Source organism: Borborobacter xinjiangensis, assembly GCF_047739745.1.
In the GTDB taxonomy this organism is placed as follows: Bacteria; Pseudomonadota; Alphaproteobacteria; order Rhizobiales; family Rhizobiaceae; genus Pseudaminobacter.
In genome coordinates, this window is sequence record NZ_JBLLVA010000010.1 from 85,156 (window position 1) to 107,868 (window position 22,713).

Sequence of the window (22,713 nt, forward strand, 5' to 3'; positions counted from 1 at the left end):
TGCGGCAAAACGCGATGAATGCCGCAAGCACGATGCTTTCGGCCGGGACCGTCACGAAATCGTCCCGAGCACCCGGATTTCCACGCCCTTGGCAATTTCGACATGGCTCAGCACTGGCAGCGTCGGAAACAGCCGTTCTATGATCATGCGCACATAGGGGCGCGAATCCGGCGCGGTGACGATGACGAAGCGCTCGCTCGCCTCCAGATGGCCGCGGATGGCTTTGGAGGCTTCCTCGCCGAATTCCTCGAGCTGGCGCGGGTCGATGTCGAATTCGCGAATTTCGCCCTTGGCGTCGCGCTTAAGGCTTTGGTGGAAGGCGAGATCCCAGCGGTTGCCGAGCCTCAACACCTTGAGAACGCCGCCCTCGGAAAGGTCGCCGCAGATCTGCTGCGCCATGCGGATGCGCACATGTTCGACGATCTGCTCGGTGCGGCGCACATGTGGCGCGATCTCGGCGATCGCCTCGATGATCAGATGCAGGTTGCGGATCGAAACGCGTTCGGCGAGCAGCAGCTTCAACACCGCCTGAAGGCCGGGGTAGGAGATGTGCGAGGTGCAGATTTCATCCGCGAGCTTGCGATATTCGGGGTCCTGCCGTTCGAGCAGAGCCTTCATGTCCTTGTAGGACAGGAGCTGCGGCAGGTTGTTGCGGATGACTTCGCTGAGATGGGTCAGCAGCACCGACATGTTGTCGGCCGAGGCGTATTGCTGGCGCTTGAGGTCTTCGGCAAACATTTCCGGCACCGAATAGGCGCGCATGCCGAAGGCGGGCTCGCGAACTTCCTCGCCTGGAATGTCGGGAATGTCGCGCGTGCCGAGCAGCACCATGATTTCGCCGACGCGCATCTGGTACTCGGCGACCACGGTGCCGTGGATCTTGATCTGGTAGCTCTTGCTCGGAATTGTCAGATCGTCGGTCAGTCGCACTTCCGGCACGACGAAGCCGTATTGCGTGGCGAACTTCTTGCGCATCTTGCCCATGCGGAAGGCCAGTTCCTGATGCGACACGACAAGCTTCGTCGAAAGCTGCTTGCCGATCAGGAGCTCGATCTCCGCCGTCTTGAGCGAGGCCTTCACCGAGTTCTTCTCGTCTTCCTCCTTGCTGGTCTGGGCCTGTTTCTCGAGTTCCCTGGCCTCGGCCTCGCGCTGCAACTGGCGGCGCGGGATGATGTAGCCGACGGCGGCCATCGCCCCGGCGAGCGCCAGGAAGGGGAACAGCGGCAGCCCTGGCATCATGCCCAGGACAACCAGAAGCACGGCGGCGACATGGAGCGCGCGAGGATGGGCGCCGAGCTGCCCGAACACGGCCTGGTTGGCCGAGCCTCGCGTGCCGCCCTTGGAAACCAGCAGGCCGGCCGCAAGCGACACGATCAGCGCCGGGATCTGGGTGACGAGGCCATCGCCAACCGACAGCTTTATGAAGACGTCGGAAGCTTCACCCATGCCCATATCGTGGCGGAAATAGCCGATCGCGATGCCGCCGACGATGTTGATCGCGGTGATGATCAGGCCGGCAATGGCGTCGCCGCGCACGAATTTGGACGCGCCGTCCATCGAGCCGAAGAAGGAGCTTTCCTCCTCCAGTTCGCGGCGCCTCAGCTGCGCGGTCTTGTCGTCGATCACGCCGGCCGAAAGATCGGCATCGATCGACATCTGCTTGCCGGGAATGGCGTCGAGCGTGAAGCGCGCGCCGACCTCCGCGATACGGGTGGCGCCCTTGGTGATGACGATGAAATTAACGATGACCAGGATCAGAAAAACAATCAGGCCGATGACGAAATCGCCGCTCATGACGAGTTGCGAAAAGCCGCTGATGACATAGCCGGCAGCGTGGGTGCCAACGTTGCCCTCCGAAAGAATCATGCGCGTGGTGGCGATGTTGAGCGACAGGCGCAGCATCGTCGCGATCAGCAGGATCGTCGGGAACGAGGAGAAATCGAGCGGCCTCTGTATCCACAGCGCCACCATCAGGATCAGCACCGATAGCGCGATCGAAAAGGCAAGCCCGATGTCGATGAGGAATGCCGGGATCGGCAGGAACAGCACGGCCAGGATGACGACGATGCCGAGCGCGAAAAACACATCGCGTCCGCTTTTGGATGCGCCGCCTGCGGCCATTGTTTCGGTGATCGCCATCTCTTCCCCAAGCTCGTTCCCGACACGCGCGGTTCGGGCGGTTGCACCCTAGATGCCCAAGCTTGCGCGAACATGGGAGCGAGCCGAACTTTTCGTCTGCTGGTCGTGGTCTCCTGGCCTGCAGAGGAGGCTAGAGTACGACTCTTCATTGCCGGTGTTGGTTTTGCGCCGTCTGGCGAATATCCTGCACCGGCCTTTGCCTCCTTCATCGGTCACGGCATGGATCCTCGGGCCTGACCCGAGGATGCATGCCGTACCCGAACCGGCCGCCTCAAGCGCTCAAAGGTGAAGAGGTCAACGGCAAATCGCCGCGATTGCATCCCTATCAATGCAGGTCGATTGGGCCTTTGGGCGTCACGATGGCGACGGCGCGGGTCGGCGGGCGCTCGATCATGCGCCGCACGCGCGGCGGCTCCGTGCCGCTGTGAAGAGCCCTCAGGCGTTCGCCGACGATCGCATCGGCATGGGTGGCGCGTTTGTTGTGGCGGATATATTCGAGCCAGGTCGGGGTCTGGTAGCTCTCGGTCCACAGTTGAGGATCGCCGAGGTCGCGCACCAACGTCCAGTTGCGCGCGCCATCGCGACGACGAACGCGCCGGCGCTCGGCCATTGCTTCCATGAATGCGGGCACGTCGTCTTCCTTGATGACATATTCGATGGAGATCGAAATCGGGCCGCTGCGCGGCTTCAGATCGAGCGACAGATGCGGCTCGGTCCAGCGGTTGAGCGGATCGAGGTTGAGCTCGGGATGCGGCGGAAGCGAAATGACCAGGCCGATTGCCGCGCCGCCGAGCATGGCGACGGCTGCCGCAATCAGGGCGACATCGGCTCCGTAGGTTTCGGCGGTCAGGCCCCAGAGCCAGCTTCCAAGGGCGATGCCTCCGAAAGTGGCGGTCTGATAGATGGAAAGCGCCCGGCCGACCACCCAGCGCGGCGTCGACATCTGCACGGTGACATTGAAATGCGACAGCGCCAGCACCCAGCAGGCGCCGCCGATCAAAAGCCCGATCGAGCTCAACCAGGCGCTGGAACTGAGGGCGGCAATGCCGGCGCAGAAGGCGAAGCCGAGGAAGGCGACCCGCACCATGGTCTCGCCGGAAAGCACGCGCCTGATGCGGCTGCTGGAGAGCGCGCCGCCGACCGCGCCGACGCCGAACGCCCCGAGCATGACGCCGTAGGTGAGCGGCCCGCCATGCACGAGGTCGCGCGCGATCAGCGGCAGCAAGGCCAATATGGCGCTTGCCGTCAGGCCGAAAGAGAAACTGCGCAGCAGCACCTTGCCGATATCAGGCGACATGGCGACATAGCGAATGCCGGCGGTCATCGCCGCTCCCAACGTTTCCCTCGGCAGGGTGCTTTCCGGCAGCTTCGGCTTCCACCTGAAAAGCACGAAGATCAACGGCACATAGCTCAGCGTATTGACCGCAAAGGCCGCCGCTGCCCCGGCCGCCGCGACGATGACGCCGCCTATGGCCGGACCGACGCTGCGCGTGGCGTTGAAGCCCATCGAATTCAGCGCCACGGCGGCCGGCATGTCGGCACGCGGCACCATATCGCCGACGGAAGCCTGCCAGGACGGGTTGTTCAGCGCGGTCCCGCAGCCGATGAGGAAGGTGAAGGTGAGAAGCAGCCAAGGCGTGATGAAGCCGAGATAGGCAAACAGCGTTAGCAGCGCGGAAACGATGAGCAGGAAGGTCTGCGCGGCAAGCATGATGCGGCGGCGGTCGAAACTGTCGGCGATGGCGCCGGAAGCCAGCGAAAATAGCATGATCGGCAGCGAGGTGGATGCCTGCACCAGCGCCACCATATCCGAGGAGGTGGCGATCGAGGTCATCATCCAGGCGGCGCCGACGGTCTGGATCAGGCCGCCGAAATTCGATGCGAGGCTCGCCGTCCATACCGCGCGGAAAGTGCTATTCCTGAACGGGGCCAGCGGCGAGCTTCGATCGTTGGCCATATCATGGTTCATGGTTGCGAGCCCGTCGGCTCGAGATGATGCGACTCGCAGCTTGTCATACGGCCAGAGTAGAGCAGCAAACGTCCGGAGGGAACCAGCCTGCCGCCGCCACAGAGCGGTCCAGACGGCGGTCGAAAGCGCGTTCGCCCGTCAGAAGCCGGCTTCGATGCGCTCGAAGATCACATTGGTGAACGCTGAAATCTGGGCGCCGATGAACGGCCCGGTAAAGGCCACCACGACCATGATGGCGACGATCTTCGGCACGAAGGTGAGGGTGATTTCCTGGATCTGCGTCAGCGCCTGGACAAGCGCGATGGCAACGCCGACCAGCATCGCCGCCGCCACCACCGGGCCGGAGGCGGTCAGGACCGTCCAGATCGCGAACTGGACGAGATCGAGGGCATCGGCCTCGTTCACGCTTCGCCCGGCTTGATCACCACGCCCGGGCCCATGACGACGCTCTCGCCATTGTCCAGAACGGCGACGATGCCGTCCGACATGATCCGGACTTCCGCGACTTTGCCGGAAAGCGTGCCATCGGCGGAAGCGACCGTTCGCCCGATCAGCGCGCCGGCCTGCGACAGGCTGGAGGCCTGGAGCAACTGGTCGAGCTTGGTGTTGATCTGCACCGACTGTTCGACCTGCGAGAACGAAGCGAGCTGGGCGACGTACTGTGTCGAATCCATCGGATTGGTGGGGTCCTGGTTCTTCATCTCGGCAACGAGCAGGCGCAGGAAGGACTGGTAGTCGACCTGCGTCTTCGACGGCTTGTCGGTCAAGACATTGGCATTGGGCGCAGGGGTGGAGCCAATGGTCATGGTCATCGGTCTATTCTCCTACAGCGATGGGACGTAGCGCGGCGGCGGGTTCAAATGAAAGCGCCTGCTCTTCGAGGCGATAGAGCGAGCGCACCGCCTTCAGTGCCTCGTAGACGCGGCCTTCTCCGACCATGCGGTCGACCTGCTTGAGCGTCGTGCGGATGTGTTCGTCGGCGAAATTCGCCAGGAGAAGCGGCAGCGACTGGCGAAACATCTCGCGCGCCTGAGACGCGCCCGCCGGTTCCATGAGCATGATCTGGATCATGAAATAGAGCTGGCGCAGCGGGGTCGAAGCTTCGTCCGGCTGGAGCACATGGCCTTCGAGCAGGAACTGCACATCGTTGAGCAATTCGAGCGTGACCTTGCGGTCGACCTTGATGACGGCGCCGTTGATGTAGATCTTTTCGTTGGGTTTCAGGGAGATCTTCAGCGTCGTCTTCATTGAATTCCGTCGCGGATTATCTGCGAAATCTCGATCAGGCCTTCGAAATTCTCCGATCTTCCCTGGCGTATCTCGTCGCTTTCCCTGAGCAGCCACAGGCCGATCGAGATCAGGTTGGCGCGAAGCTCGTTGGGCAGGGCGTTTTCCGTGCTGCCGAGGTCCTCGATGAAGGTCGTCCAAACGCGGTTGGTGAAATGCAGCGCCTCGATGGCCTCGGTCGACCTGGCGCCGGCGGCTCTGGCCGCCGTCAGCATCTCGATCGAGCGGGTAAGCAACTGCCGTTCGCGGTCCTTGGCGTCGGCGATCGAGTCGGTCTGAACGTCGGCATAGGAAAATTGATACATCGTGCGCCCCGTCTATGCCGTTCAGCTTATGAATCTGAGCAGGCTGAGCTGCTGAATGCGCGCCGTCAGCGCGTAGGAGGTCTCGATATGGCCGAGAAGATCGGACACCCGTGTGGCCGCCTCGTAAGGATCGACGCCTTCGGTTTTCAGGATGTGTTTCTGAAACAGGTCCGACTGGCCCTCGAGGCGCTTGGTGGCGTCGGCGATGCGGGTTTCGACAATGCCGGTGCGGGCCTCCAGATTGGCAAGGTCGCCCAGCGCCTCGCCGACCATCACCGCGGCGCGCTCGCTGAGAGCCGCGCGGGCCTCGTCGCCAATGTTGCTCGACAGAAGGGCATTCAGCGTCGCCGCTGCCACGGCAATCTTGCGGAAGCCGATTTCATTGGCGCTGACGGACGTTTCCGCCGTTTCATTGAGCGCGATGCGGCTGACGATGCGCTGGTCGGACGCGCTCGACCAGAGCGCCGGCCAGCCGGCATCGACGAATTGCGGCTCGACCACGGTGGTCATGAAGGATTCCATTGCGGCCGTATCTATCGATGCGGCGGCAGGGTCGTCCGGCGCCACGCCGAAATGGGCGAGAAACGCTGCATCGAAATCGGTTTTCGCCGCACCCGGAGCAGTGAAGCTGAGATCGCCGATCGGCTTGGCGTCGGTGTTGATGCCGGCGAAGATATATTCGCCGGCGACATTGGTGTTGAGGAGCGCGGTAAGCGTCGCCAGGGTCTTCTCGGCGGCATCCTTCGTGATGGTGAAGTCCGTGCGGCCGGCGGTATGGACCGTCAGCGCCGACAGCAGCGACTGGGCGGCGTCCGCTGCCTGGCCGATGGCCGATTGAGTGACCGACAGGCGCGACGCGGCGAGTGCGTTGGTATCGACAATGTTCTTCATGCGGTCGAGCTCGCGCATGAAGGAGATCGACTGGGTCGTACGTGTGCCGAGGGCCAAGCCCTTGTCGGCTACGAAGCCGGTATTGGATTCCTTCTGCGCGGTGACCAGTGCGGCCTGGTTGCGCATCATGGAATAGCGCATCGCCTGCGAAATGGCCGACGAGGAAACGAAAGAAGTCTTCATCGCGTCACCTTACCGCCGCAAGCAGGGCGGCCATCATTTCGTCGACGGCCGAGATGAGCCGCGCCGACGCCTGGTAGGAGTGCTCCAGGTCGAGAAGCAGCGACATTTCCATGTCGACATTGACGCCGGTTTCGTTGGACAGCGCCTCGGCGGTGCGCACGGCCATGGCCTCCTTCGATTCGGCGGCGCGGGAGGCCTCCTGTCTCAAGCCCTGGAACCAGCCTACCGAATCGGCCGAATAGCCGTTGAGGCTCGTTCTGATGCCGATGCCGGCGGCGGCGTCAAAGTCCATCGGCTGATCGAAGCGGTTGCTGTAGGAGATCAGCAGATCGGCATAGGAAGCGCCGCCCGGATTGGCGACATAGCCGGCGCCATTGGCGCCGCCGTCGCGTAGCAGTGCCGGATTTGCGGTAAAGGCAGCGTTTAGGCTGATCGTGCCGGCAAGCCCGTTGATCAGCGTGCCGGCAGCCGGCATGTTGTTCGGCGGCGGGTTGCCGGCGCCGGGCCAGGTAAAGAGGCCGGGCGCATCGGGCAGCGTGCCGGGTACCGCCGGATCGGTTTCGGCGAAGGCCGCGATCAGGCCGCGCGCGATCTCGTCCATCTGGCTCTGCATGGTCAGCGCGACATCGTCGCGCAACTGGATCAGGCCGGCGATCTTGCCGGCGGCGTCGGTGTTGCCGCCCGCGCCCATCGTCACCGGGACACCGTCGACCAGCACCTTGTTGCCGGCCGCACCCGCCGCGTAACCCGCTGCCGGTTCGAACTTGATGCTGCGCGGCACCGTTTCGAACAATGTCGTGCCGTCGGCGGCCATGACGACCATGTCGTTGTCGGCGCGCGTGAAGGTGGAAACCGGAACATATTCCGAAATCTTCTTCAAAAGCGCGTCGCGCCGATCGAGTGCGTCGGAAGGGTCGCGGCCGGTCCGCTCGGCGTTGACGACTGCCTTGTTGGCGTCGTGGAACTGGCTGAGCAAGCCATTCAATTCGTTGACGGCGGCGGCTATTTCCTGATCCGTCTCGACGCGGAATTTCTGTATGGCCGCGGTGCCGTCATTCAGCGTACGCACCACCTGTCGGGCCGTGTTGACGACGTTGTCGGCAAGCAGGCGGTTCGAGGGTGCAGCCGAATATGTCTGCAGGGCTTCCTGCAACGCGCCGAGCATTTTTGCCGGCGAGGTGGCGTCGTCGACGCCGTTCACCGTAAAGCCGAGCCGCTCCGCGCCCGAATAGAGAGTGCTTTGCCCGCTCCAGGAGGAAATGGCTGAGAGGTTCTGACGGAAGAGCTGCTCGTTGGTGGCGCGGTGTATCTCGACGACGCGCGCGCCCGGAGCCAGGCTGGAAAGTACGGCGCTGCGCCGCGAATAGTCCGCGTTACCCGCATCCATGACGTTGCGCGAAAGAACGCTGGTCTGACGGCTGGTGTTCAGCAGCGAGGATTGCGCGATGTTCAGTGCAGTGGATAACGACATGCCTTATTTCCGTTGAACCCGCCCGTGCGGGTTACCTCTTGAGGTTCACCAGAATGTCCATCAGGTCCGCTCCGGTCTGGAACACTTTCGAGTTCGCCGTGTAGCTGCGCTGCGATTCGATCATGTCGGTGAGTTCCTGCGCGATATCGACGTTGGAGCTTTCAAGCGCGCCGGCGACGACTTTGCCCCTGCCGCCCTCATTGGCGAAACCCATCTGCACCGAGCCGGACTCGCCGTTCGGCACGAACACGTTGCCGGGCAGCACCGTCAACTGGTCGGGGCTTTGCACGTCGGCAAGGGGAATGCGGAAAATCGGCTTGAAGGTGCCGTTTTCGTATTGGGCGTAGACGGTGCCGTCCTCGCTGATCTGGACGCCGGCGATGCCGCTTGGCGCGTTGCCGTTGGCCTTGGCGTCGATCACCGTGTAGCTGGTGTCGAGCTGGGTCATCTTGGACAGATCGATGACGATATCCTGGTCGGGCTTGGCCGGAATCGGCGGAGGTCCGGGGATGGCCGGCGTGCCCGGAATGGTCACGGTGACGTCGAGCGGCGTGGTGGTAAGCTTGCCGTTCGTGGGGTCGAAAGTCAGGGTCTGGAGCCCGATCCGCCCATCGCCGCCATAGGGAAAGGAGACGTCCGGCGCGGCATCGGCCTGATTGTAGATCGCGACTTCCCAGGTGTTGTCGCCGGTCTTGGTATAATAGACATCGAGCAGCACTTCGCCGCCGAGCGAATCATAGGTCAGCAGCGACGATTTAGCCGAATAGACGGCGCCGGCAGCGTTGCTCGACGCCGGCTGCGTCGGCGGCACCGCGGATGCGCCGACGATTGTGGCGTCCTCCGGCAGGTTGGCCGTGAACACTCCGGATGTGGAGGGAACGGCGGTCAGTTCCTGCTGCGAGATGGTGACCGGCACCAGGCCGCCGAAGCCGTTTGCGGCAGCGCTTGGCACGCCATTGGCGTAGCTGTAGCCCATGAGCTGGTAGCCGGCGGCGTTGATGAGACGCCCCTGGCTGTCGGGCACAAACGAGCCGGCGCGGGTCAGAACCGGCGAGCCGCTGGCGTTCTTCACCACGAAGAAGCCGCTGCCATTGATCGCGAGATCGCTGCCGGAAGTGGTGTATCTGAGGTCGCCCTGCTGGCTGATCGAGGTGCGCACCGTCGTGGTGACGCCACCCGACGTGTAGTTGCCGCCGGCGGTGGGAATGATCAGCGAGGAAAATTCCGTGCTCGACCGCTTGTAGCCGGTGGTGCTGGAATTGGCGATGTTGTCGGCGACGGCGGACAGGCGGTTGGCCTGCGCATTCATGCCGGACACGCCGGTTCGCATCATTCCGTACAAGCTCATCGAAGCGTCTCCTGGGTTTTCAGACCGCTCGACAGGCTAGCTTTGCTTGCTTGCGCGAGGCTGGCGGCGACAAGGCTCATTGGATGACGAGCCGGTAGCCCAGGAAACGCTTGGAATCGATCGGATCGAAGCCGAGCCGCTCGCGCAGTTTCTTGCGCAGCTTGCTGATGTGGCTTTCCACCACGTTCTCTTCGACCTCTTCGTCGAAAATACCGTATATGGCGTTGAAAACCTGGGTTTTGGTGACGCGGCGGCCACTGTTGCTCGCCAGATATTCGAGGATGCGGCGCTCGCGGCGCGGCAGCGGCAGCGGCTCGCCGTCGATTTCGGGATCGCGCCCGTCGAGGAAGATGCGCATCGGTCCGATCTCGGTGAAGTTCGTTTCTTCATGCGCGCGACGGCGGATGGCGGTGATGCGCGCCAGGATCTCGCGGATATGAACCGGTTTGCGGATAACGTCATCGACGCCGGCCTCGAACAGCTTCAGCGTGTTTTCGAGCGAATGTTGGTCGCTGAGCGCGATCACCGGCGCGCCGGTGCGGTCGCGAAGCCGCCGGGGGGAGATTGAATCGTCGCTGCAATCGCCGATCAGGAACGCCTGGACGGATTTGAGATCGGCCTCGGCCGCACTTTCCACCCACTCGCCGAAATCGCTCGATCCGAAGCCGGCGCTTGCCACGCCCTCCCGATCGAAAAGTGAATGGAATCCGTCTTTAACGAGTTTTCGCTCGTCCACGATCACGATCATCGGCCCCGCTCCGAATCAGCTGAAATGTCTGACGGACAAGTCGTAAACGCTGCGATGAATCCTGAAAAACCATCAATTCTTGTGGGTATTTTTTGGGGAGTCAAAAATCATGGGGCCGGCAAAAGTGGGGGCCGCGGAAGCCTGTTATCCGCAGAATGCCCGCGCGTTGCTGGTCCATTTGCCGAAGCCGGTGGCGACCATATTGGCGATGACGCGGCAAACATAGCGCTTTTGCGCGGGGTCGTTGTCGGGTCCGGCATGATAGCGGGCGACGGCCATCGACCAGGTTTCGTGTCGGGAGTGTAGCTTCACCAGAAAGCGGGCGGCATAGTCGACGTTGCGGCGCGGGTCGAGCATGTCGTCGATGCTGCGGAAATGCTCGGCGTGGTAGTGATGATTGATCTGCATGCAGCCGAGATCGATCAGCTTGGCGCCGTTGCGACGGGCGCGCTCGACAGCCAGCACCGCCTCCCGGCGTGAGGCGGGAAACACTGCCTTGCCCTCGATGTTGAGCGCATTGGGTTGCAGGCTGCCCTTGCGGCCGGTTTCCGTCAGGCCGACGGCATAGAGGATGCCGACCGGAACCTGATAGCGATCGGCGGCGCGCAGGATTTCCGGCTCACACGGATTGGCGAAGGCCTGTGTCGCCGAGATGCTCGATATGGAAGCACTAGATATAAAGGCCGCCGCCAGCCCGATCGGAGGGCGCCGAAGCCGCCGGTTTTGAGCCATGGGAATTCTCGTTTCCGTTGCTTCTCGATTGCCCGGCCGACTGCTGGTCGCGTCCGCCGCCGGAGCCGGGCTGGTTCTGGTCGCGGGCGTTCAAGCCTGCCGAAGACGCACTGGCCTCGGTGCGCGCTTGCGGCGAATTCGCCGTCTGCGGCTGCTGGATCGTGACCTGATCGACATCGAGGCCGAGCGCGCGCAGCGATTTGACGATCGTATCGCTGTCGGCGGTCAGGCGCTGATAGGCGTCGCGCGTCTCGACGCGCAGTTCCACGGTCAGCTGCTCGCCGGCGAGTCGCAAATTGGCCGTCACCATGCCGAGTTCGGCCGGGTGCAACTGGATTTTCAGGGCGTGCGCCGAGGACAGGCCGGCCTGCGCCGGCAGCGGCCGGAAGGTCGGGGCAGCGGCTTCGCGCCAGCTTGCGTCGCCGGCGATCATGCCGACAAGGACGGAGGCGGTCGAACCCGAGGGCTGTGCCACCGGCGCCGGTATGTTCTGCTGCGAAAGGACAGTGACAGGATTGCCTTTCGGCTCGGGCCGTCTGCCCGCGACTGCAGACGGCGCTATGTCTACCGTCGTCTTTGCCTCGGCATCGTTGCCCGCAATGTCGATCATTGCCGCAGTTGCGGGATCGTCATGCGATTGCACCGACAGCGCTGGCGGGAGCGTCACCATCGGGGAATCGGGCAATCGGATCGTGGCAGGGGTGGCAGGGGTGGCAGTCGCGTCCTTGGCGCCCCTGACGTCATCGATTGCATGGCCGGCCGTGGCCAGCGCCGTGGCGGCCGCAGCGAAACCGGCGCCTGTCGTGACCAAAAGATTTCGGCCACTGTCTAGGGGCGCACTCCGCGCGCCTCCGGTGTCGTTGGGGTGTCTCGGCTTCGACCTGCCGTCTTCCGGAGGTGGTCCTTTCCCGTTCGCGACAAGCTCGTTCAACAGGCTGAGCGCCGATGCCGGTTCGACGGCGGAATCCGCCGGCATGTCGATCATAGGCTGATCCGCCCTATCTGCATCGACATCGGCCGACGGGTCGGGGCGCACCTTGGAAGGGATATCTTTCGCCGGTATGGCAGGCGGATGGCGAGTTCCGGACTTGCGCGGCTCGACAAAATCGAGCTTCGCGCTGAACTCACCGTCTTCCCCGCGGGCGTCGGCGCGCGACTTGCCGATATTGGCGTTGCTTGCGAGCGTCGTCGCGTTGCCGATGATGAGCGTCATTGAACATCCTCCGCAAGCAATTTGTCGATTTCGTCGAGCTTCCGGCGTGCTTCGGTAAGCTCGGCTTCTATCGGATCGGCGCTGGCCTTGGCGTCGGCGCCGGGCCCGGGCGCGGCCGGGATCAGAGCCTCCGGTGCCTCGATCTCCTGCACCGCTGGTGATGTGGCCGGCCCGGTCGCCGGCAGCGCGCTCGTGAGCTTGGCCGCGACGGCGGCAACCGCGTCGTAGAGCTTGCGGTCGCCCTGCGACAGCTTGCGGCGATCAATGTCTTCAAGCAGCGCATTGATTTCACTTGCCGTTCCGGAGGTCACCGACGAAAGGCTGGCGTAGAGCAGGGCACGCGGATCCTTCGTTCCGGCAGGTGTGCTTTCCTCCGCTTTTGCCGAGGCGAATGCCGCGAGATCCTTGAAGCCCTCTATCGCGGCGCGGCGCGCAATGCGCAGATAGATGGTGCGCCGGCGCTCGGCATCCATCATCGCGGTGATGTCGGCAATTCTTTCCAGGTCGACGGAGGCTTGAAGGGTGACCACGCCGGATACGAAGGAATCGGCGAACTGGGCCGCATAGGGCGACAGCAGGTAGCGATTGACATATTGGGTGGAGGCAAGCGTGAAACGTTCGGTCTCGCCCAGGCCGGCCGCCAGGTCGATCGAGCGGCGCAGGGCGGCTTCCTCGATGAGCGTTCCGGGGCCGAGCAGGCGCACCGTGTCGAACAGCTTCAGCGCGGCTTGCGGATTTTCGGCACTCGCCACCGAGCCCTTCACCAGCGCCAGGAATGCGCCGAGGCCGGGCTCCAGCTTCATCGGATCGATCGGCCCGAGCGTCGAGCGGGCGCTGATCGTCTGGCCGTTGAGATAGTCGAGAACGCCCCTGCCGATGCCGCGCTTTTCTTCATCCAGGTTGAGCCGCGACAGCACCTTTTCGATTGTCGCCGGGTTGCCGCCGCTCATGCCGTAGACCAGCAGCGCACGATAGTTGCGCGGTTCGTCGAAAATTTCCTTGTCGGCGGCAATCAGCCGTGCGTCGATCATTTCGAGCAGCTTGCGCTGCATCGGCATGGCCGCATGGTCGCCAGCGGCAATGCGGTCCTGTACGAGTTGCAGCGAGCGCACCATCTGGAATGGCGCCAGTTGCCCCGCGCTTTCGGCGCGCAAGGGTGCCGGCAACGAGGCCGCAAGCAGCGCCAGGCCGGCCAGTCCATATAGCGCCCGGGCTTTCCTCATCCGCCGGTCTCCAGCAGAATCTCGATGCGCCGGTTGGCAGCGGCGAACGGATCGGCGGCATCCTTGAGCTTGCGGTCGGCGAAGCCGCCGACCTCCATGACGCGCTGCTCGTCCAGTCCCGCGCGCACCAGCATGTAATAGGCCGACTGGGCGCGTGCTCCCGACAGCCGCCAGTTATCGTAGGTGCCGCTCTTGAACGGCCGGGCGTCGGTGTGGCCGCTGATGGAGATCTTTCCGGGCTGGCTTATCAGCGCCTTGCCGATCTTTTCCATCGCCAGCACGAGTTCGCGGCGCGGCATGGCGGAGCCGATCTCGAACATGCCGAAATCGAGCTGGTCGGTTATCGAGATGGTGACGCCCTTGTCGGTCGCGGTGACGGAAATACCGTCATGAAGCTTGTCGCCGGGCTGGAAGGCGCGGGCAAGTTCCTGTTCGATCTGCCTGGCTGCCTGCACGGTCGAAGCAGCGGGTTCATCGGTCTTGGGTGCCGGCGCATCCGCCTTGGCCTGCTCCGGCCGCGCCTCGGGCTCGGCCTTGCCTGCCGTATCGGCTTTTGCCGGCTCCTCACTCGGCGCCTGCGAGGTCTGCTCCTCCGGCTTTTTGGCCTCGGGCTTCGGTCGCTCGGCGCTCGCCTCGGCGGCGAGCGGCGTTGCGACCTGCTCGGTCCAGAAATCGGGGGCGAACGGATCGCGGTAGGACTCGCCGCCCGACGCCCCGGTAGCCGGGCCCGACTCCTGCGCGCCGCCTTCGCCCTTGTCGCTGACATTCTGCCGCGTACCGGTTTCGGCGGCGATCTCGGCAAGCACCGCATAGGGATCAGCAAACAGATGCTCATCGGAATGACGCACCTCATCCAGCGAGGCAGCCGAATTCTGCTCGGTCGAAGGGCCTGCATTGCCGCGCCCGTCGACGCCGCCATCCTTGTTGCTGGCGTCCTGCGGGTCTTCGGCGGTCAGCCCCACCGCATTCGGCCCGTCGCCGATGCTTTCCAACCCCTTGCGGCTGGAATTCTTGTCCATCAGCTTGACCGGATTGAAATAATTGGCCACCGCCGCCTTGGTTTTTTCGTCGGTGGCGCTGATCAGCCACATGACGAGGAAGAAGCACATCATCGCCGTCATGAAATCGGCGAAGGCGATCTTCCAGACGCCGCCGTGATGCGCGTCCTCCTCGTTATGCGGGCGCCTGACGACGATGATCTGATGCTTGACGTGTTCGATGTCGACGGTGTTCACGCAAGTATCTCCGAAATCACCGCAGACCACTCCGAAAGACGCGTTTCGAATATGTCGCCGTCAATGACGACGGTCAGATCGAGGCCGGGGTCTTCGGCGTAGTCGAAGCGCGCGGCTTGGTCGGGAAGGGCTGCGCACAGCGCTTCGAACAGAGACCGCGGGCCGCGGACGCGAATGCGGACTGCCTCGCGGTCGGCCGTCGCCTCGCGGATCGCGCCGGCGAGGCTGTCGAGCGCTTTGGTTCGCAGGTCCTCGCTCAGGATGCCGCTGAGGAGCCGCGCCGCCCCGGTGGTCGCGAGATCGCTCACCTGCGCCTGCATTTGCGCGAAGCGTTGCTCGACGAGGTTGGCCGTCTCCGAGCCGAAGCGCTGCATCAAAGCTTCGATTTCAACCGCATGCCTTTCGCGCTCGGCGGTCAGGGCGGCCGCATGGACCTCGGCCAGCCGTGCCTCGAGTTCTGCTTCGGCGCGTTCGACCTCGGCGCGTATGATGTGCGAAATATCCGGTTGAGGCACGGATTGGGCAACGGCAGGCGCGAGCTCCTGCCTCGCCCCGACCGTGGAAACGGCGCCGGGCGCCACCGTGGGAGCGGCGCCGAAATCCGGCAGTAGATCGAAAAGCGCCAATGCCGCCATCAGGCTGCGACTTCTTCATGCGCCCATTTGCGCAGGATGAGCGCGGTGCGTTCCTCGTTGAGGTCGACCATGCGGGCAAGCCGCTCCTGCGGCGCCGGGCGGATCTTGCGGCGAAGGTCGTCGAGCGGGTTCGTCGGGCGTGAAACGCCTTCGGTGGTCACCGCCTCCGCATCGGCCGATTGCGGGTTGGGCAGCGAGCGCTGCACCTCCTCGAAGCTCGGCGCCGCCAGCGCCTCCACCGGCTTGACCAGCGAGGAGGCCAACGGCCGCAGGCCGAAGAAGGCGACCAGGAAGACGACGACGATGAAGGCGGCGGCATTGATCAGCGTGCCGGCATGTCGGCCGATCCTTTCGAAAATGCCCGGCTCTTCGATTTCGACGCCATCGAGGCCGTTGACGAATTCGACCGCCGACACGTTGATGACATCGCCGCGTGCCTGATCGAAGCCGGCAGCCGAACCCACGACTTTCTGGATTTCAGCGACGCGTGCGTCAAACATCTCCGGCGTCGCATCCTTGCCGAGAATGGCCGCCAGCCGTTCCTGGTTGACGACGACCGCAATCGACATGCGCGTGACCTGATAGCCGTTGCTGACGGTGGCGATGCGCTTGGAGTTCATCTCGTAATTGGTCGTTTCTTCCTTGCGTTCGCTCTGTTCGGACGATTCCGGCCCGTTGGCCGGAGCAAGATCGGCTTCCGGCAAGTTCTGCTCGACTGTGGCGGGGGAGGCGGCCGAGCGGCGGTTGGCGTTCTCATTGGCGCGCACCACTTGCACCGAGCGCTCGACCCGGGATTCGGGATCGAAGATGGTTTCCTCGGTCTGGCGCGAATCGGTGTTCACATCCGCCTTGACGCTGGCGCGGAAATTGTCGGGACCGAGATAGGGCGTCAGGGCGCGGCGGATGTTCTCCTCGATCTGCGTTTCGACGGTGCGCTCAACGCCAAGGGAGCGGCTGGCGCTGCCATTGATCGGATCGTCGCCGGCGGCAAGCAGTGTGCCGCTCGAATCGAGCACCGTTACCTTTTCGGCATTGAGACCGGGAACCGCGGCGGCAACCAGATGGCGGATCGATTGGGCGCTCTTGACGGCGTCGACGCCGGAAGCGCGGATGACCACGGAGGCCGAGGGCTGCTGCTCCTCGCGGCGGAAATTGGCGCGCTCCGACATGACGATGTGGACCCGGGCGGCGCGAATGCCGTTGATCGACTGGATGGTGCGGGCGATCTCGCCCTCCAGCGCGCGCACGCGGGTGATCTGCTGCATGAAGGAGGTGAGGCCGAGCGAGCCGACATTGTCGAACAGCTCGTAGCCGGCATTGGCGCTTGTCGGCAGGCCCTTTTCGGCAAGCAGCATACGGGCATTGGCGGTCTGCCCGACCGGAACCAGCACCGTCGTGCCATCGGAGGCGACGTCGAAGCCGATGCCGGCCTCGCCGAGCACCAGCCCGATCTGGTTCACGTCGGAGCGCTCCAGCCCGACATAGAGCGTCTCATAGGCGGGCCTGTTGAGATAGAAGGCGGCAACCCCGATGACGGTCATCACCAGGGCGGCGACGCCGGCCATGATGGCGAGCCGCTGCGGGCCGAAACTCTGCAGGTTCGAGAGGATGGTTTGAAGTTGCTGCGGCACGGATCGACGGCTCCAGGGTAACAGTCCGCGGGCAGACTAGACGCCGAAGCTTGTGCGAAAATGAAATCGGGCCGCACTCCCGAGGAAGCGCGGCCCGAACTGTCCCGTCAAAGTGACGGTGGATGGTTTTAGCGGAACAGCGACAGGATCTGCTGCGCGGAACCGTTGGCGATCGACAGCGCCTGGATGCCGAGCTGCTGCTGAACCTGCAGCGCCTGGAGGCGGGTCGACTCTTCGTTCATGTCGGCATCGACAAGAGCGCCGACGCCACGGTCGATGGCATTGCTCAGGTCCTTGACGAAGTCCTGCTGCATGCCGATGCGGCTCTTGACGGCGCCGAGGTCGGATGCGGCCGTAGTAACGGACTGAGCCATCGTATCGATGTTGCTGATGAAGCTGTCGAGTTGCGCTTCGGTTGCGCTGGAGATGTTGATGGCCATCACGCCACCGCCGGTCGCCGCACCGGTCACCTCGGCAACAGTCGTGAAGCCGATGCTCGCGGTGCCGGCCGTGGTGCCGTCGGCCAGCGTCGACGCAACGCCGGTAACCTCGACCGACGAGGAAGTGCCCGTGGTCTTCGACGTGATGACCAGCTTGCCGTCGACATTGCTGGCCGTTGCGCCGCTCAGGCCACCGGTCGTCGCGTTCATGCCGGCGACGACATCGTCCAGCGTGAAATTGTCCGGATCGGCAACCGTGATGTCGATATCCTGTGCCGCTCCGCCATCAACCGCCACGCTGACAGTGAGCGTGCTGCCGGCGTCGAGGTTGCCCTTGGTCCAGCTAAAGGCGGCGGACGTCCCGGACGCCGAGGTGCCGGACTCGAGAAGACCATTTGCCGTCGCGCCGGCATCGAACAAGGCGACTTTCGATACATCGACGTCAATGGTGCCAATGGCAAGCGTGCCGTCGCTGCCGCGCGAGAAAGAGGCGACAACTTTCTCGGTGCCGTTGTAACCGGCTGCGCTGGAATCGACGGAGAGCCAGTTCGAGCCCGAGAAGGTTGCCGCCGAGGCGACGCCCTGCAGCTGTTCCTGGAGCTGGGTGATTTCGGCCTGGATCTTGGACTTGTCGACACCCGGCTGCTTGGCAGCAACCAGCTTGGTCTTGATATTGTCCAGAATGTCCTTCGTGGCGTTCATCGCGGTTTAGGCGACGTCGACAGTGGCGGCGCCGAGACCAAGCGCGTCCTTCACGGTCGAAAGGGCCTTGTTGTCGGAGCGCATGGTGGTGGCGATCGACCAATAGGCGGCGTTGTCGGAAGCTTCGGCCACGCGCAAGCCGGTCGAGATACGACCCTGCGTGGTGGAGAGGTTCTTATTAGTCTGTGCGAGCGTCTTCAGCGCCGTCATTGCGGACGCGTTGGTGAGAATGCTGGACATAGGTCCTGCCCCTTTGTGATCTGATTTTTTCGAGGGACATGCCGGAGGACTACCGGCAAGGACGGAGCGGCATCATGCCTATGATCCGCAGATGGGATCACCCGTCCTCAATGCATGCCTTTATGGAGGGCAATTCCTACCAAAAGGATAATTCCGAAACGTAGAATCGATTCGTTTGCTCAAGTAAAGGACCGCACCATGCTGCCGACCAAAAGGTTCCAACCGTCGACCAGCACGAAGAACAGGATCTTGAACGGCAGCGACACCACCGTCGGGGGCAGCATCATCATGCCCATCGCCATGGTGATGGTGGCGACGATCAGGTCGATGACCAGAAACGGCAGGATGATCAGGAATCCGATCTCGAAGCCGCGCCTGATCTCGGAGATCATGAAGGCAGGCACCAGCACGCGCAGATCGACCGTTTCGCGTGCCACCGTCTGACCGCGCTCGCGCGCCAGGTCGGCGAAAAGATCGAAATCCTTGTCGCGCACATTCTTGGCCATGAACTGCCGGAACGGATCGGAAATCCGCTCCAGCGCCTGTTCCTGGCCGATCTCGTTGTTCATCAGCGGGCGCACGCCGTTGCTCCACGCCTGATCGAAGGTCGGGCTCATGACATAGAAGGTCATGAACAGCGAAAGGCTGATCAGAATGAGGTTGGCCGGCGTCGATTGCAGGCCGATGCCGGCGCGCAGGATCGAGAAGGCGATGACGAAGCGCGTGAAGCTCGTGACCATGATCAGCAGGCCCGGCGCAATCGACAGCACCGTCAGGAGGCCGAACATCTGGATGATGTAGCCGACGGTCGCGCCGTCGGCCTGGCCGAGGGCGCCCCCGATTGCGCCAAAATCCAGCGTCTGGGCATGGGCGAGCGGAGCCGTCAGCGCCAGCGCGAAGAGGGTGAGAAGGATTTTTTTCATTCGAAGAGAAGCGTCCGTATGAGCAACTGCTTGACGTGCCCTTCGCTGCGGATTTTCGCCCGCTCCTCGAGGTCGGCCTTCAGGTGCTGGAAGCCGCTGGCGCCCTCGATCTGGTGCAGCTTGACGGTGCGCAGGAAGGCGAGCAGGTCCTGATGGATGTCGTCGGCGAGCGATTGCGGCTGCGGCTCGTCAAGCACGATCGCGGCCTCCAGGCGCACCCAGGTTTCCGTCGGCGCGGCGAGATTGGTGGTGATCGGCGCAAGCAGCACTTCCGTGTTGCGAACCGTGGTGGGGGTATCGTGCTCGGCAGGCGCATCGCCGGGCTCGGCCGCAGCCGCTGTCTCCGGCGCGCGGCTGTTGAGATACTGCCCCGAGACCCAGCCAAGTCCGACCGCGACAGCCGTCAGCCCCAGAAGCACCGCGATCTGGATGACCAGGGACGGGCCCTTGGGAGGCTGGGGAGCGGTTTCTTCGGTGATCGCCATGGTGCTAGAAGGGCAGTACGTTGTCGAGGATCTGCTGACCGTAGGGCGGCTGCTGGACCTCGGTCAGGCGTCCGCGACCGCCATAGGAAATGCGGGCTTCGGCGATGCGCTCATAGGAAATGGTGTTGTTGGGGCCGATGTCGGACGGGCGCGCAATGCCGGCGATGGTGAGGATTCTGAGTTCCGCATTGACCCGCACCTCCTGCGAGCCGCTGATGACGAGATTGCCGTTGGGTAGCACCTCGCCGACGACCGCCGCCACCAACAGGTCGATGTTTTCGGAACGCGAAGTGGCGCCGGTGCCCTTGGTCGAGGTGTTGGAACCTACGTCGGCATCGAAGGAGCCGCCATGCGAAGCGCCGTCCCAGCCGAAATCCACGCCAAGGCCGAGCGAGCGGGCAACCTTGCGGTCGCGCTCGGACTCGTTCTTGAAGCGCGCGCGGTCGTTGATCTCGATCTGCACCGTAAGAATGTCGCCGACCGCCAGCGCGCGCGGATCGGTGAACAGCCGCTTCTGGCGGTCGTCCCAAAGCGAAAAGCGCTTGACCGGACGCGCTGACTGCTGCGGGTACTGATAGGCGGTCTGCGGCGAGGCGAGCCCCGAGCCGACCGGCGACATGGCCGGTTCCTTGCCGATCTCGTCCATGCGCGTGGCGCAGCCGGAAAGTGCAATTGCCGCCAGAGCAAGAAGGCCAATTCTGATCATGTCGGGTCTTCCTTGCGGGTGGCGTGAACCATGATGCCGGTCACGGCGGCGGCCGCCTTGCGGTCCATTTCGTTGAGGATGACGCCGGCCTTGCGGGCCTCGAGCTTCATCAGGATTCCGGCGGCCAGCATGATATCGAGCTCGGCCAGCCGCTCGGCTGCCGAGTCGGGCTTCATCGCAGCGTAGATGCCGACGACATTGTCCTCGGCCTTCGACAGGAAATCCTCCCGCCGCTTCAGCCAGTCCTCATACTCGGCACGCTTCTTCTCCAGAAGCTCGATGCGCTTGTCGACATCCTTGCGCAGCGTTTCCAGTTCCTGCGCCTGCAGCGCATAGCGGCGGTCGCGCGCGGCGTCGGCGATGTTGGTGCAGAAGCGCTCGACCTCGTTGGCGGAATTCTCCACCGGCGTCACCGAGCGCGTCGTCTGCGCAAGGGAAGGGCCTGTGAGGGCGATCATTGCGCCAACCAGGCACGAGGCCTTCATGCCGCGTTCATGTCGGAAAATTTGCGCGAGCATCGGCGGGTTCCTACTGCAGCACGAGTTCGGCCTGCAGGGCGCCGGCGGATTTGATGCCCTGGAGGATGGCGATGATGCCGGACGGCTTGACGCCCAGGCGGTTGAGGCCCTGGACGAGCGTTTCGAGGTTCGGCCCGTCGAGCATGGCGACCTTGGCATCCGGCTGGCCGACCGAGATGGCGGTGGACGGCTCCACCGCGGTCACGCCGCGCGAAAAGGGCTCGGGCTGCACGATCGTTGGCATTTCGGTGATGCGAACCGTCAGCGCGCCATGGCTGATGGCGACGCGCGAGATGCGCACATCCTGACCGATGACGATGGTGCCGGTGCGCTCGTCGACCACGACACGGGCCGGTGCGTCGGCGGCGATCGGCAGGTTCTCGATCTCGGCGAAGAAGCGCGCGGCGGAAATGCCGTCGGGCTTGCGCAGCACCACCGTACGCGAATCCTGCTCATTGGCGACACGCTTGCCGAAGCGCTGGCGCGCATATTCGTTGACGGTATCGGTGATCCGGACGGCGGTCGAAAAATCGGCGTTGCGAAGCTGCAGCGTCAGCAGCGACTGGTCGCCGAGCAGCGCTTCCACCTGCCGCTCCACGATGGCGCCGTTGGGCACGCGGCCAGCGGTGGGGACGCCCTGGGTGAGCTTCTCTGCTTCGCCCTGCGCATCGAAGCCGGAAATGAACACCGGCCCCTGTGCGACCGCATAGATTTCGCCATCGGCGGCCTTCAGCGGCGTCATGATCAGCGTGCCGCCGGCAAGCGATACAGCGTCACCCATCGAGGAGACGCTGACGTCGATACGCGCGCCCGAACGTACGAAGGGCGGCAGGTTGGCGGTGACGATGACGGCGGCGACATTCTTGGCGCGCGCCCGCCCGCCCTCGCTGGCGATGCCGAGATTTTCCAGCATGGCGCGGATCGACTGCTCGGTGAAGGGCGAGTTGCGCAGGCTGTCGCCAGACCCTTGCAGACCGATGACCAGGCCATAGCCGACGAGCTGGTTGTCGCGCGCGCTTTGCAGGTCGGCGACATCCTTGATGCGCGAAACCGGCCCGCGCGGTCCGGCGATGTCGCCGTGCCCGTCGAGCCCGCCGACTGCGGCGAAGGCCTTCCCGTCGAGCATTTCGCCGGGCAACCGACCTTCGGGGCCGTCGGCTCTTGCCGGAAGAAGCATTACGGCGATCGCCAGAACCATCGTCAGGGCACGGATCATGGAGCGCTGATCCTGATCGAGCCGTCCGCCATCACAGTGCCGGAAAGCACCTTGCCGCTGTCGATGTTGCGCACCTTCACGAGGTCGCCGGGCGCGCCCGGCTCGAGTGTTACCGCGGTGGCCGAAATGGTGAGCGCGCCGGAGGCGAAGACGGCTTGTACCGCCGCGCCCTGCTCGACCACATAGGCATCGCGCACCGATGACAGCGGAATGTAGCGGCCGGGCAGCAATGTGCGGCGCGCCACCCGGCCTTCGATATCGGATGCCGAGAGGGCCACGGCGTCGGGCGCCCGCTTGCCCTGCCTCAGAACGACCTCCCTCAGCGCCGCCGCTTCCACGGTTTCACCGGGATAGACGACGCGGTTGGTCACCACCACCGTCTCGGCGGCAAAAGCTGCGCCAGCGCCTGCCAGAAGCGGCGCGCCGATGGTTGCCGCCAGCGCCAGACTATGGAGTGCGCGCCAGGCCATTTC

General features: G+C 64.0%; 23 protein-coding genes and 1 pseudogene. All 24 read right to left on the reverse strand.

Annotated elements, in window-relative coordinates:
- Window positions 1-51: 51 nt before the first annotated feature.
- Complete coding sequence (gene flhA / locus ACLKMW_RS12835) at window positions 52-2,139, reverse strand: flagellar biosynthesis protein FlhA (protein ID WP_415724850.1); 2,088 nt, start codon at window positions 2,137-2,139, stop codon at window positions 52-54.
- A 325-nt stretch (window positions 2,140-2,464) separates the two neighbouring features.
- Entirely contained in the window at window positions 2,465-4,108 is a 1,644-nt protein-coding gene (locus tag ACLKMW_RS12840; protein ID WP_415724851.1) for an MFS transporter, read from the reverse strand.
- Between the two features lie 138 nt (window positions 4,109-4,246).
- On the reverse strand, window positions 4,247-4,513 hold the full coding sequence (gene fliQ / locus ACLKMW_RS12845) for a flagellar biosynthesis protein FliQ (RefSeq protein WP_415724852.1): 267 nt from the start codon (window positions 4,511-4,513) through the stop codon (window positions 4,247-4,249).
- Entirely contained in the window at window positions 4,510-4,920 is a 411-nt protein-coding gene (gene flgD, locus ACLKMW_RS12850; protein WP_415724853.1) for a flagellar hook assembly protein FlgD, read from the reverse strand. Before flgD ends, fliQ begins: the two co-directional genes overlap by 4 nt.
- Before the next feature lie 4 nt (window positions 4,921-4,924).
- Window positions 4,925-5,356 (reverse strand): flagellar biosynthesis repressor FlbT, encoded by a 432-nt coding sequence (gene flbT, locus ACLKMW_RS12855; protein WP_415724854.1) that lies wholly within the window; start codon window positions 5,354-5,356, stop codon window positions 4,925-4,927.
- Window positions 5,353-5,700, reverse strand: a complete 348-nt coding sequence (gene flaF, locus ACLKMW_RS12860; RefSeq protein ID WP_415724855.1) for a flagellar biosynthesis regulator FlaF — start codon at window positions 5,698-5,700, stop codon at window positions 5,353-5,355. Before flaF ends, flbT begins: the two co-directional genes overlap by 4 nt.
- 21 nt (window positions 5,701-5,721) lie before the next feature.
- Complete coding sequence (locus ACLKMW_RS12865; protein WP_415724856.1) at window positions 5,722-6,774, reverse strand: flagellar hook-associated family protein; 1,053 nt, start codon at window positions 6,772-6,774, stop codon at window positions 5,722-5,724.
- Between the two features lie 4 nt (window positions 6,775-6,778).
- Complete coding sequence (flgK, locus tag ACLKMW_RS12870) at window positions 6,779-8,245, reverse strand: flagellar hook-associated protein FlgK (RefSeq protein WP_415724857.1); 1,467 nt, start codon at window positions 8,243-8,245, stop codon at window positions 6,779-6,781.
- A gap of 31 nt (window positions 8,246-8,276) precedes the next feature.
- Window positions 8,277-9,593 (reverse strand): flagellar hook protein FlgE, encoded by a 1,317-nt coding sequence (locus tag ACLKMW_RS12875; protein ID WP_415724858.1) that lies wholly within the window; start codon window positions 9,591-9,593, stop codon window positions 8,277-8,279.
- A gap of 76 nt (window positions 9,594-9,669) precedes the next feature.
- Entirely contained in the window at window positions 9,670-10,341 is a 672-nt protein-coding gene (locus tag ACLKMW_RS12880) for a response regulator transcription factor (protein WP_415724859.1), read from the reverse strand.
- Between the two features lie 144 nt (window positions 10,342-10,485).
- Window positions 10,486-11,073, reverse strand: a complete 588-nt coding sequence (locus ACLKMW_RS12885) for a transglycosylase SLT domain-containing protein (protein WP_415724860.1) — start codon at window positions 11,071-11,073, stop codon at window positions 10,486-10,488.
- Complete coding sequence (locus tag ACLKMW_RS12890) at window positions 11,012-12,286, reverse strand: flagellar hook-length control protein FliK (protein WP_415724861.1); 1,275 nt, start codon at window positions 12,284-12,286, stop codon at window positions 11,012-11,014. The genes ACLKMW_RS12885 and ACLKMW_RS12890 overlap by 62 nt, the downstream gene beginning before the upstream one ends.
- Window positions 12,283-13,509, reverse strand: a complete 1,227-nt coding sequence (locus tag ACLKMW_RS12895) for a chemotaxis protein MotC (RefSeq protein ID WP_415724862.1) — start codon at window positions 13,507-13,509, stop codon at window positions 12,283-12,285. The genes ACLKMW_RS12890 and ACLKMW_RS12895 overlap by 4 nt, the downstream gene beginning before the upstream one ends.
- Window positions 13,506-14,744, reverse strand: coding sequence for a MotB family protein (locus tag ACLKMW_RS12900; RefSeq protein ID WP_415724863.1), 1,239 nt, complete (start codon window positions 14,742-14,744; stop codon window positions 13,506-13,508). Before ACLKMW_RS12900 ends, ACLKMW_RS12895 begins: the two co-directional genes overlap by 4 nt.
- Window positions 14,741-15,379, reverse strand: coding sequence for a hypothetical protein (locus ACLKMW_RS12905; protein WP_415724864.1), 639 nt, complete (start codon window positions 15,377-15,379; stop codon window positions 14,741-14,743). The genes ACLKMW_RS12900 and ACLKMW_RS12905 overlap by 4 nt, the downstream gene beginning before the upstream one ends.
- The gene (fliF, locus tag ACLKMW_RS12910; protein ID WP_415724865.1) at window positions 15,379-17,010 is read right to left on the reverse strand and encodes a flagellar basal-body MS-ring/collar protein FliF; all 1,632 of its coding nucleotides are present in this window, start codon (window positions 17,008-17,010) and stop codon (window positions 15,379-15,381) included. Before fliF ends, ACLKMW_RS12905 begins: the two co-directional genes overlap by 1 nt.
- A gap of 128 nt (window positions 17,011-17,138) precedes the next feature.
- On the reverse strand, window positions 17,139-17,660 hold the full coding sequence (locus ACLKMW_RS12915; RefSeq protein ID WP_415724936.1) for a flagellin: 522 nt from the start codon (window positions 17,658-17,660) through the stop codon (window positions 17,139-17,141).
- Window positions 17,661-17,999: 339 nt separating this feature from the next.
- Window positions 18,000-18,392: pseudogene (locus ACLKMW_RS12920) on the reverse strand (flagellin N-terminal helical domain-containing protein); the annotation flags it as partial.
- A gap of 179 nt (window positions 18,393-18,571) precedes the next feature.
- Window positions 18,572-19,315 carry a flagellar type III secretion system pore protein FliP gene (gene fliP, locus ACLKMW_RS12925; RefSeq protein WP_415724866.1) on the reverse strand — a complete coding sequence of 248 codons (744 nt, stop codon included), beginning with the start codon at window positions 19,313-19,315 and terminating at the stop codon, window positions 18,572-18,574.
- Window positions 19,312-19,800 (reverse strand): flagellar basal body-associated FliL family protein, encoded by a 489-nt coding sequence (locus ACLKMW_RS12930; protein WP_415724867.1) that lies wholly within the window; start codon window positions 19,798-19,800, stop codon window positions 19,312-19,314. The genes fliP and ACLKMW_RS12930 overlap by 4 nt, the downstream gene beginning before the upstream one ends.
- Window positions 19,801-19,804: 4 nt before the next feature.
- Complete coding sequence (gene flgH / locus ACLKMW_RS12935) at window positions 19,805-20,506, reverse strand: flagellar basal body L-ring protein FlgH (RefSeq protein WP_415724868.1); 702 nt, start codon at window positions 20,504-20,506, stop codon at window positions 19,805-19,807.
- On the reverse strand, window positions 20,503-21,024 hold the full coding sequence (locus ACLKMW_RS12940; RefSeq protein WP_415724869.1) for a MotE family protein: 522 nt from the start codon (window positions 21,022-21,024) through the stop codon (window positions 20,503-20,505). Before ACLKMW_RS12940 ends, flgH begins: the two co-directional genes overlap by 4 nt.
- Window positions 21,025-21,034: 10 nt before the next feature.
- The gene (locus tag ACLKMW_RS12945; RefSeq protein ID WP_415724870.1) at window positions 21,035-22,240 is read right to left on the reverse strand and encodes a flagellar basal body P-ring protein FlgI; all 1,206 of its coding nucleotides are present in this window, start codon (window positions 22,238-22,240) and stop codon (window positions 21,035-21,037) included.
- Window positions 22,237-22,710 carry a flagellar basal body P-ring formation chaperone FlgA gene (gene flgA, locus ACLKMW_RS12950; protein ID WP_415724871.1) on the reverse strand — a complete coding sequence of 158 codons (474 nt, stop codon included), beginning with the start codon at window positions 22,708-22,710 and terminating at the stop codon, window positions 22,237-22,239. Before flgA ends, ACLKMW_RS12945 begins: the two co-directional genes overlap by 4 nt.
- Between the last annotated feature and the right edge of the window lie 3 nt (window positions 22,711-22,713).

What these genes read in the sequence shown, in the direction of transcription:
- flhA (WP_415724850.1), bottom strand. Translation starts at nt 2,139, where the DNA reads ATGGCGATCACCGAAACAATGGCCGCAGGCGGCGCATCCAAAAGCGGA.
- ACLKMW_RS12840 (WP_415724851.1), bottom strand. Translation starts at nt 4,108, where the DNA reads ATGAACCATGATATGGCCAACGATCGAAGCTCGCCGCTGGCCCCGTTC.
- flgD (WP_415724853.1), bottom strand. Translation starts at nt 4,920, where the DNA reads ATGACCATGACCATTGGCTCCACCCCTGCGCCCAATGCCAATGTCTTG.
- flbT (WP_415724854.1), bottom strand. Translation starts at nt 5,356, where the DNA reads ATGAAGACGACGCTGAAGATCTCCCTGAAACCCAACGAAAAGATCTAC.
- flaF (WP_415724855.1), bottom strand. Translation starts at nt 5,700, where the DNA reads ATGTATCAATTTTCCTATGCCGACGTTCAGACCGACTCGATCGCCGAC.
- ACLKMW_RS12865 (WP_415724856.1), bottom strand. Translation starts at nt 6,774, where the DNA reads ATGAAGACTTCTTTCGTTTCCTCGTCGGCCATTTCGCAGGCGATGCGC.
- flgK (WP_415724857.1), bottom strand. Translation starts at nt 8,245, where the DNA reads ATGTCGTTATCCACTGCACTGAACATCGCGCAATCCTCGCTGCTGAAC.
- ACLKMW_RS12875 (WP_415724858.1), bottom strand. Translation starts at nt 9,593, where the DNA reads ATGAGCTTGTACGGAATGATGCGAACCGGCGTGTCCGGCATGAATGCG.
- ACLKMW_RS12880 (WP_415724859.1), bottom strand. Translation starts at nt 10,341, where the DNA reads ATGATCGTGATCGTGGACGAGCGAAAACTCGTTAAAGACGGATTCCAT.
- ACLKMW_RS12885 (WP_415724860.1), bottom strand. Translation starts at nt 11,073, where the DNA reads ATGGCTCAAAACCGGCGGCTTCGGCGCCCTCCGATCGGGCTGGCGGCG.
- ACLKMW_RS12890 (WP_415724861.1), bottom strand. Translation starts at nt 12,286, where the DNA reads ATGACGCTCATCATCGGCAACGCGACGACGCTCGCAAGCAACGCCAAT.
- ACLKMW_RS12895 (WP_415724862.1), bottom strand. Translation starts at nt 13,509, where the DNA reads ATGAGGAAAGCCCGGGCGCTATATGGACTGGCCGGCCTGGCGCTGCTT.
- ACLKMW_RS12905 (WP_415724864.1), bottom strand. Translation starts at nt 15,379, where the DNA reads ATGGCGGCATTGGCGCTTTTCGATCTACTGCCGGATTTCGGCGCCGCT.
- ACLKMW_RS12915 (WP_415724936.1), bottom strand. Translation starts at nt 17,660, where the DNA reads ATGAACGCGACGACCGGTGGCCTGAGCGGCGCAACGGCCAGCAATGTC.
- fliP (WP_415724866.1), bottom strand. Translation starts at nt 19,315, where the DNA reads ATGAAAAAAATCCTTCTCACCCTCTTCGCGCTGGCGCTGACGGCTCCG.
- ACLKMW_RS12930 (WP_415724867.1), bottom strand. Translation starts at nt 19,800, where the DNA reads ATGGCGATCACCGAAGAAACCGCTCCCCAGCCTCCCAAGGGCCCGTCC.
- flgH (WP_415724868.1), bottom strand. Translation starts at nt 20,506, where the DNA reads ATGATCAGAATTGGCCTTCTTGCTCTGGCGGCAATTGCACTTTCCGGC.
- ACLKMW_RS12940 (WP_415724869.1), bottom strand. Translation starts at nt 21,024, where the DNA reads ATGCTCGCGCAAATTTTCCGACATGAACGCGGCATGAAGGCCTCGTGC.
- ACLKMW_RS12945 (WP_415724870.1), bottom strand. Translation starts at nt 22,240, where the DNA reads ATGATCCGTGCCCTGACGATGGTTCTGGCGATCGCCGTAATGCTTCTT.
- flgA (WP_415724871.1), bottom strand. Translation starts at nt 22,710, where the DNA reads ATGGCCTGGCGCGCACTCCATAGTCTGGCGCTGGCGGCAACCATCGGC.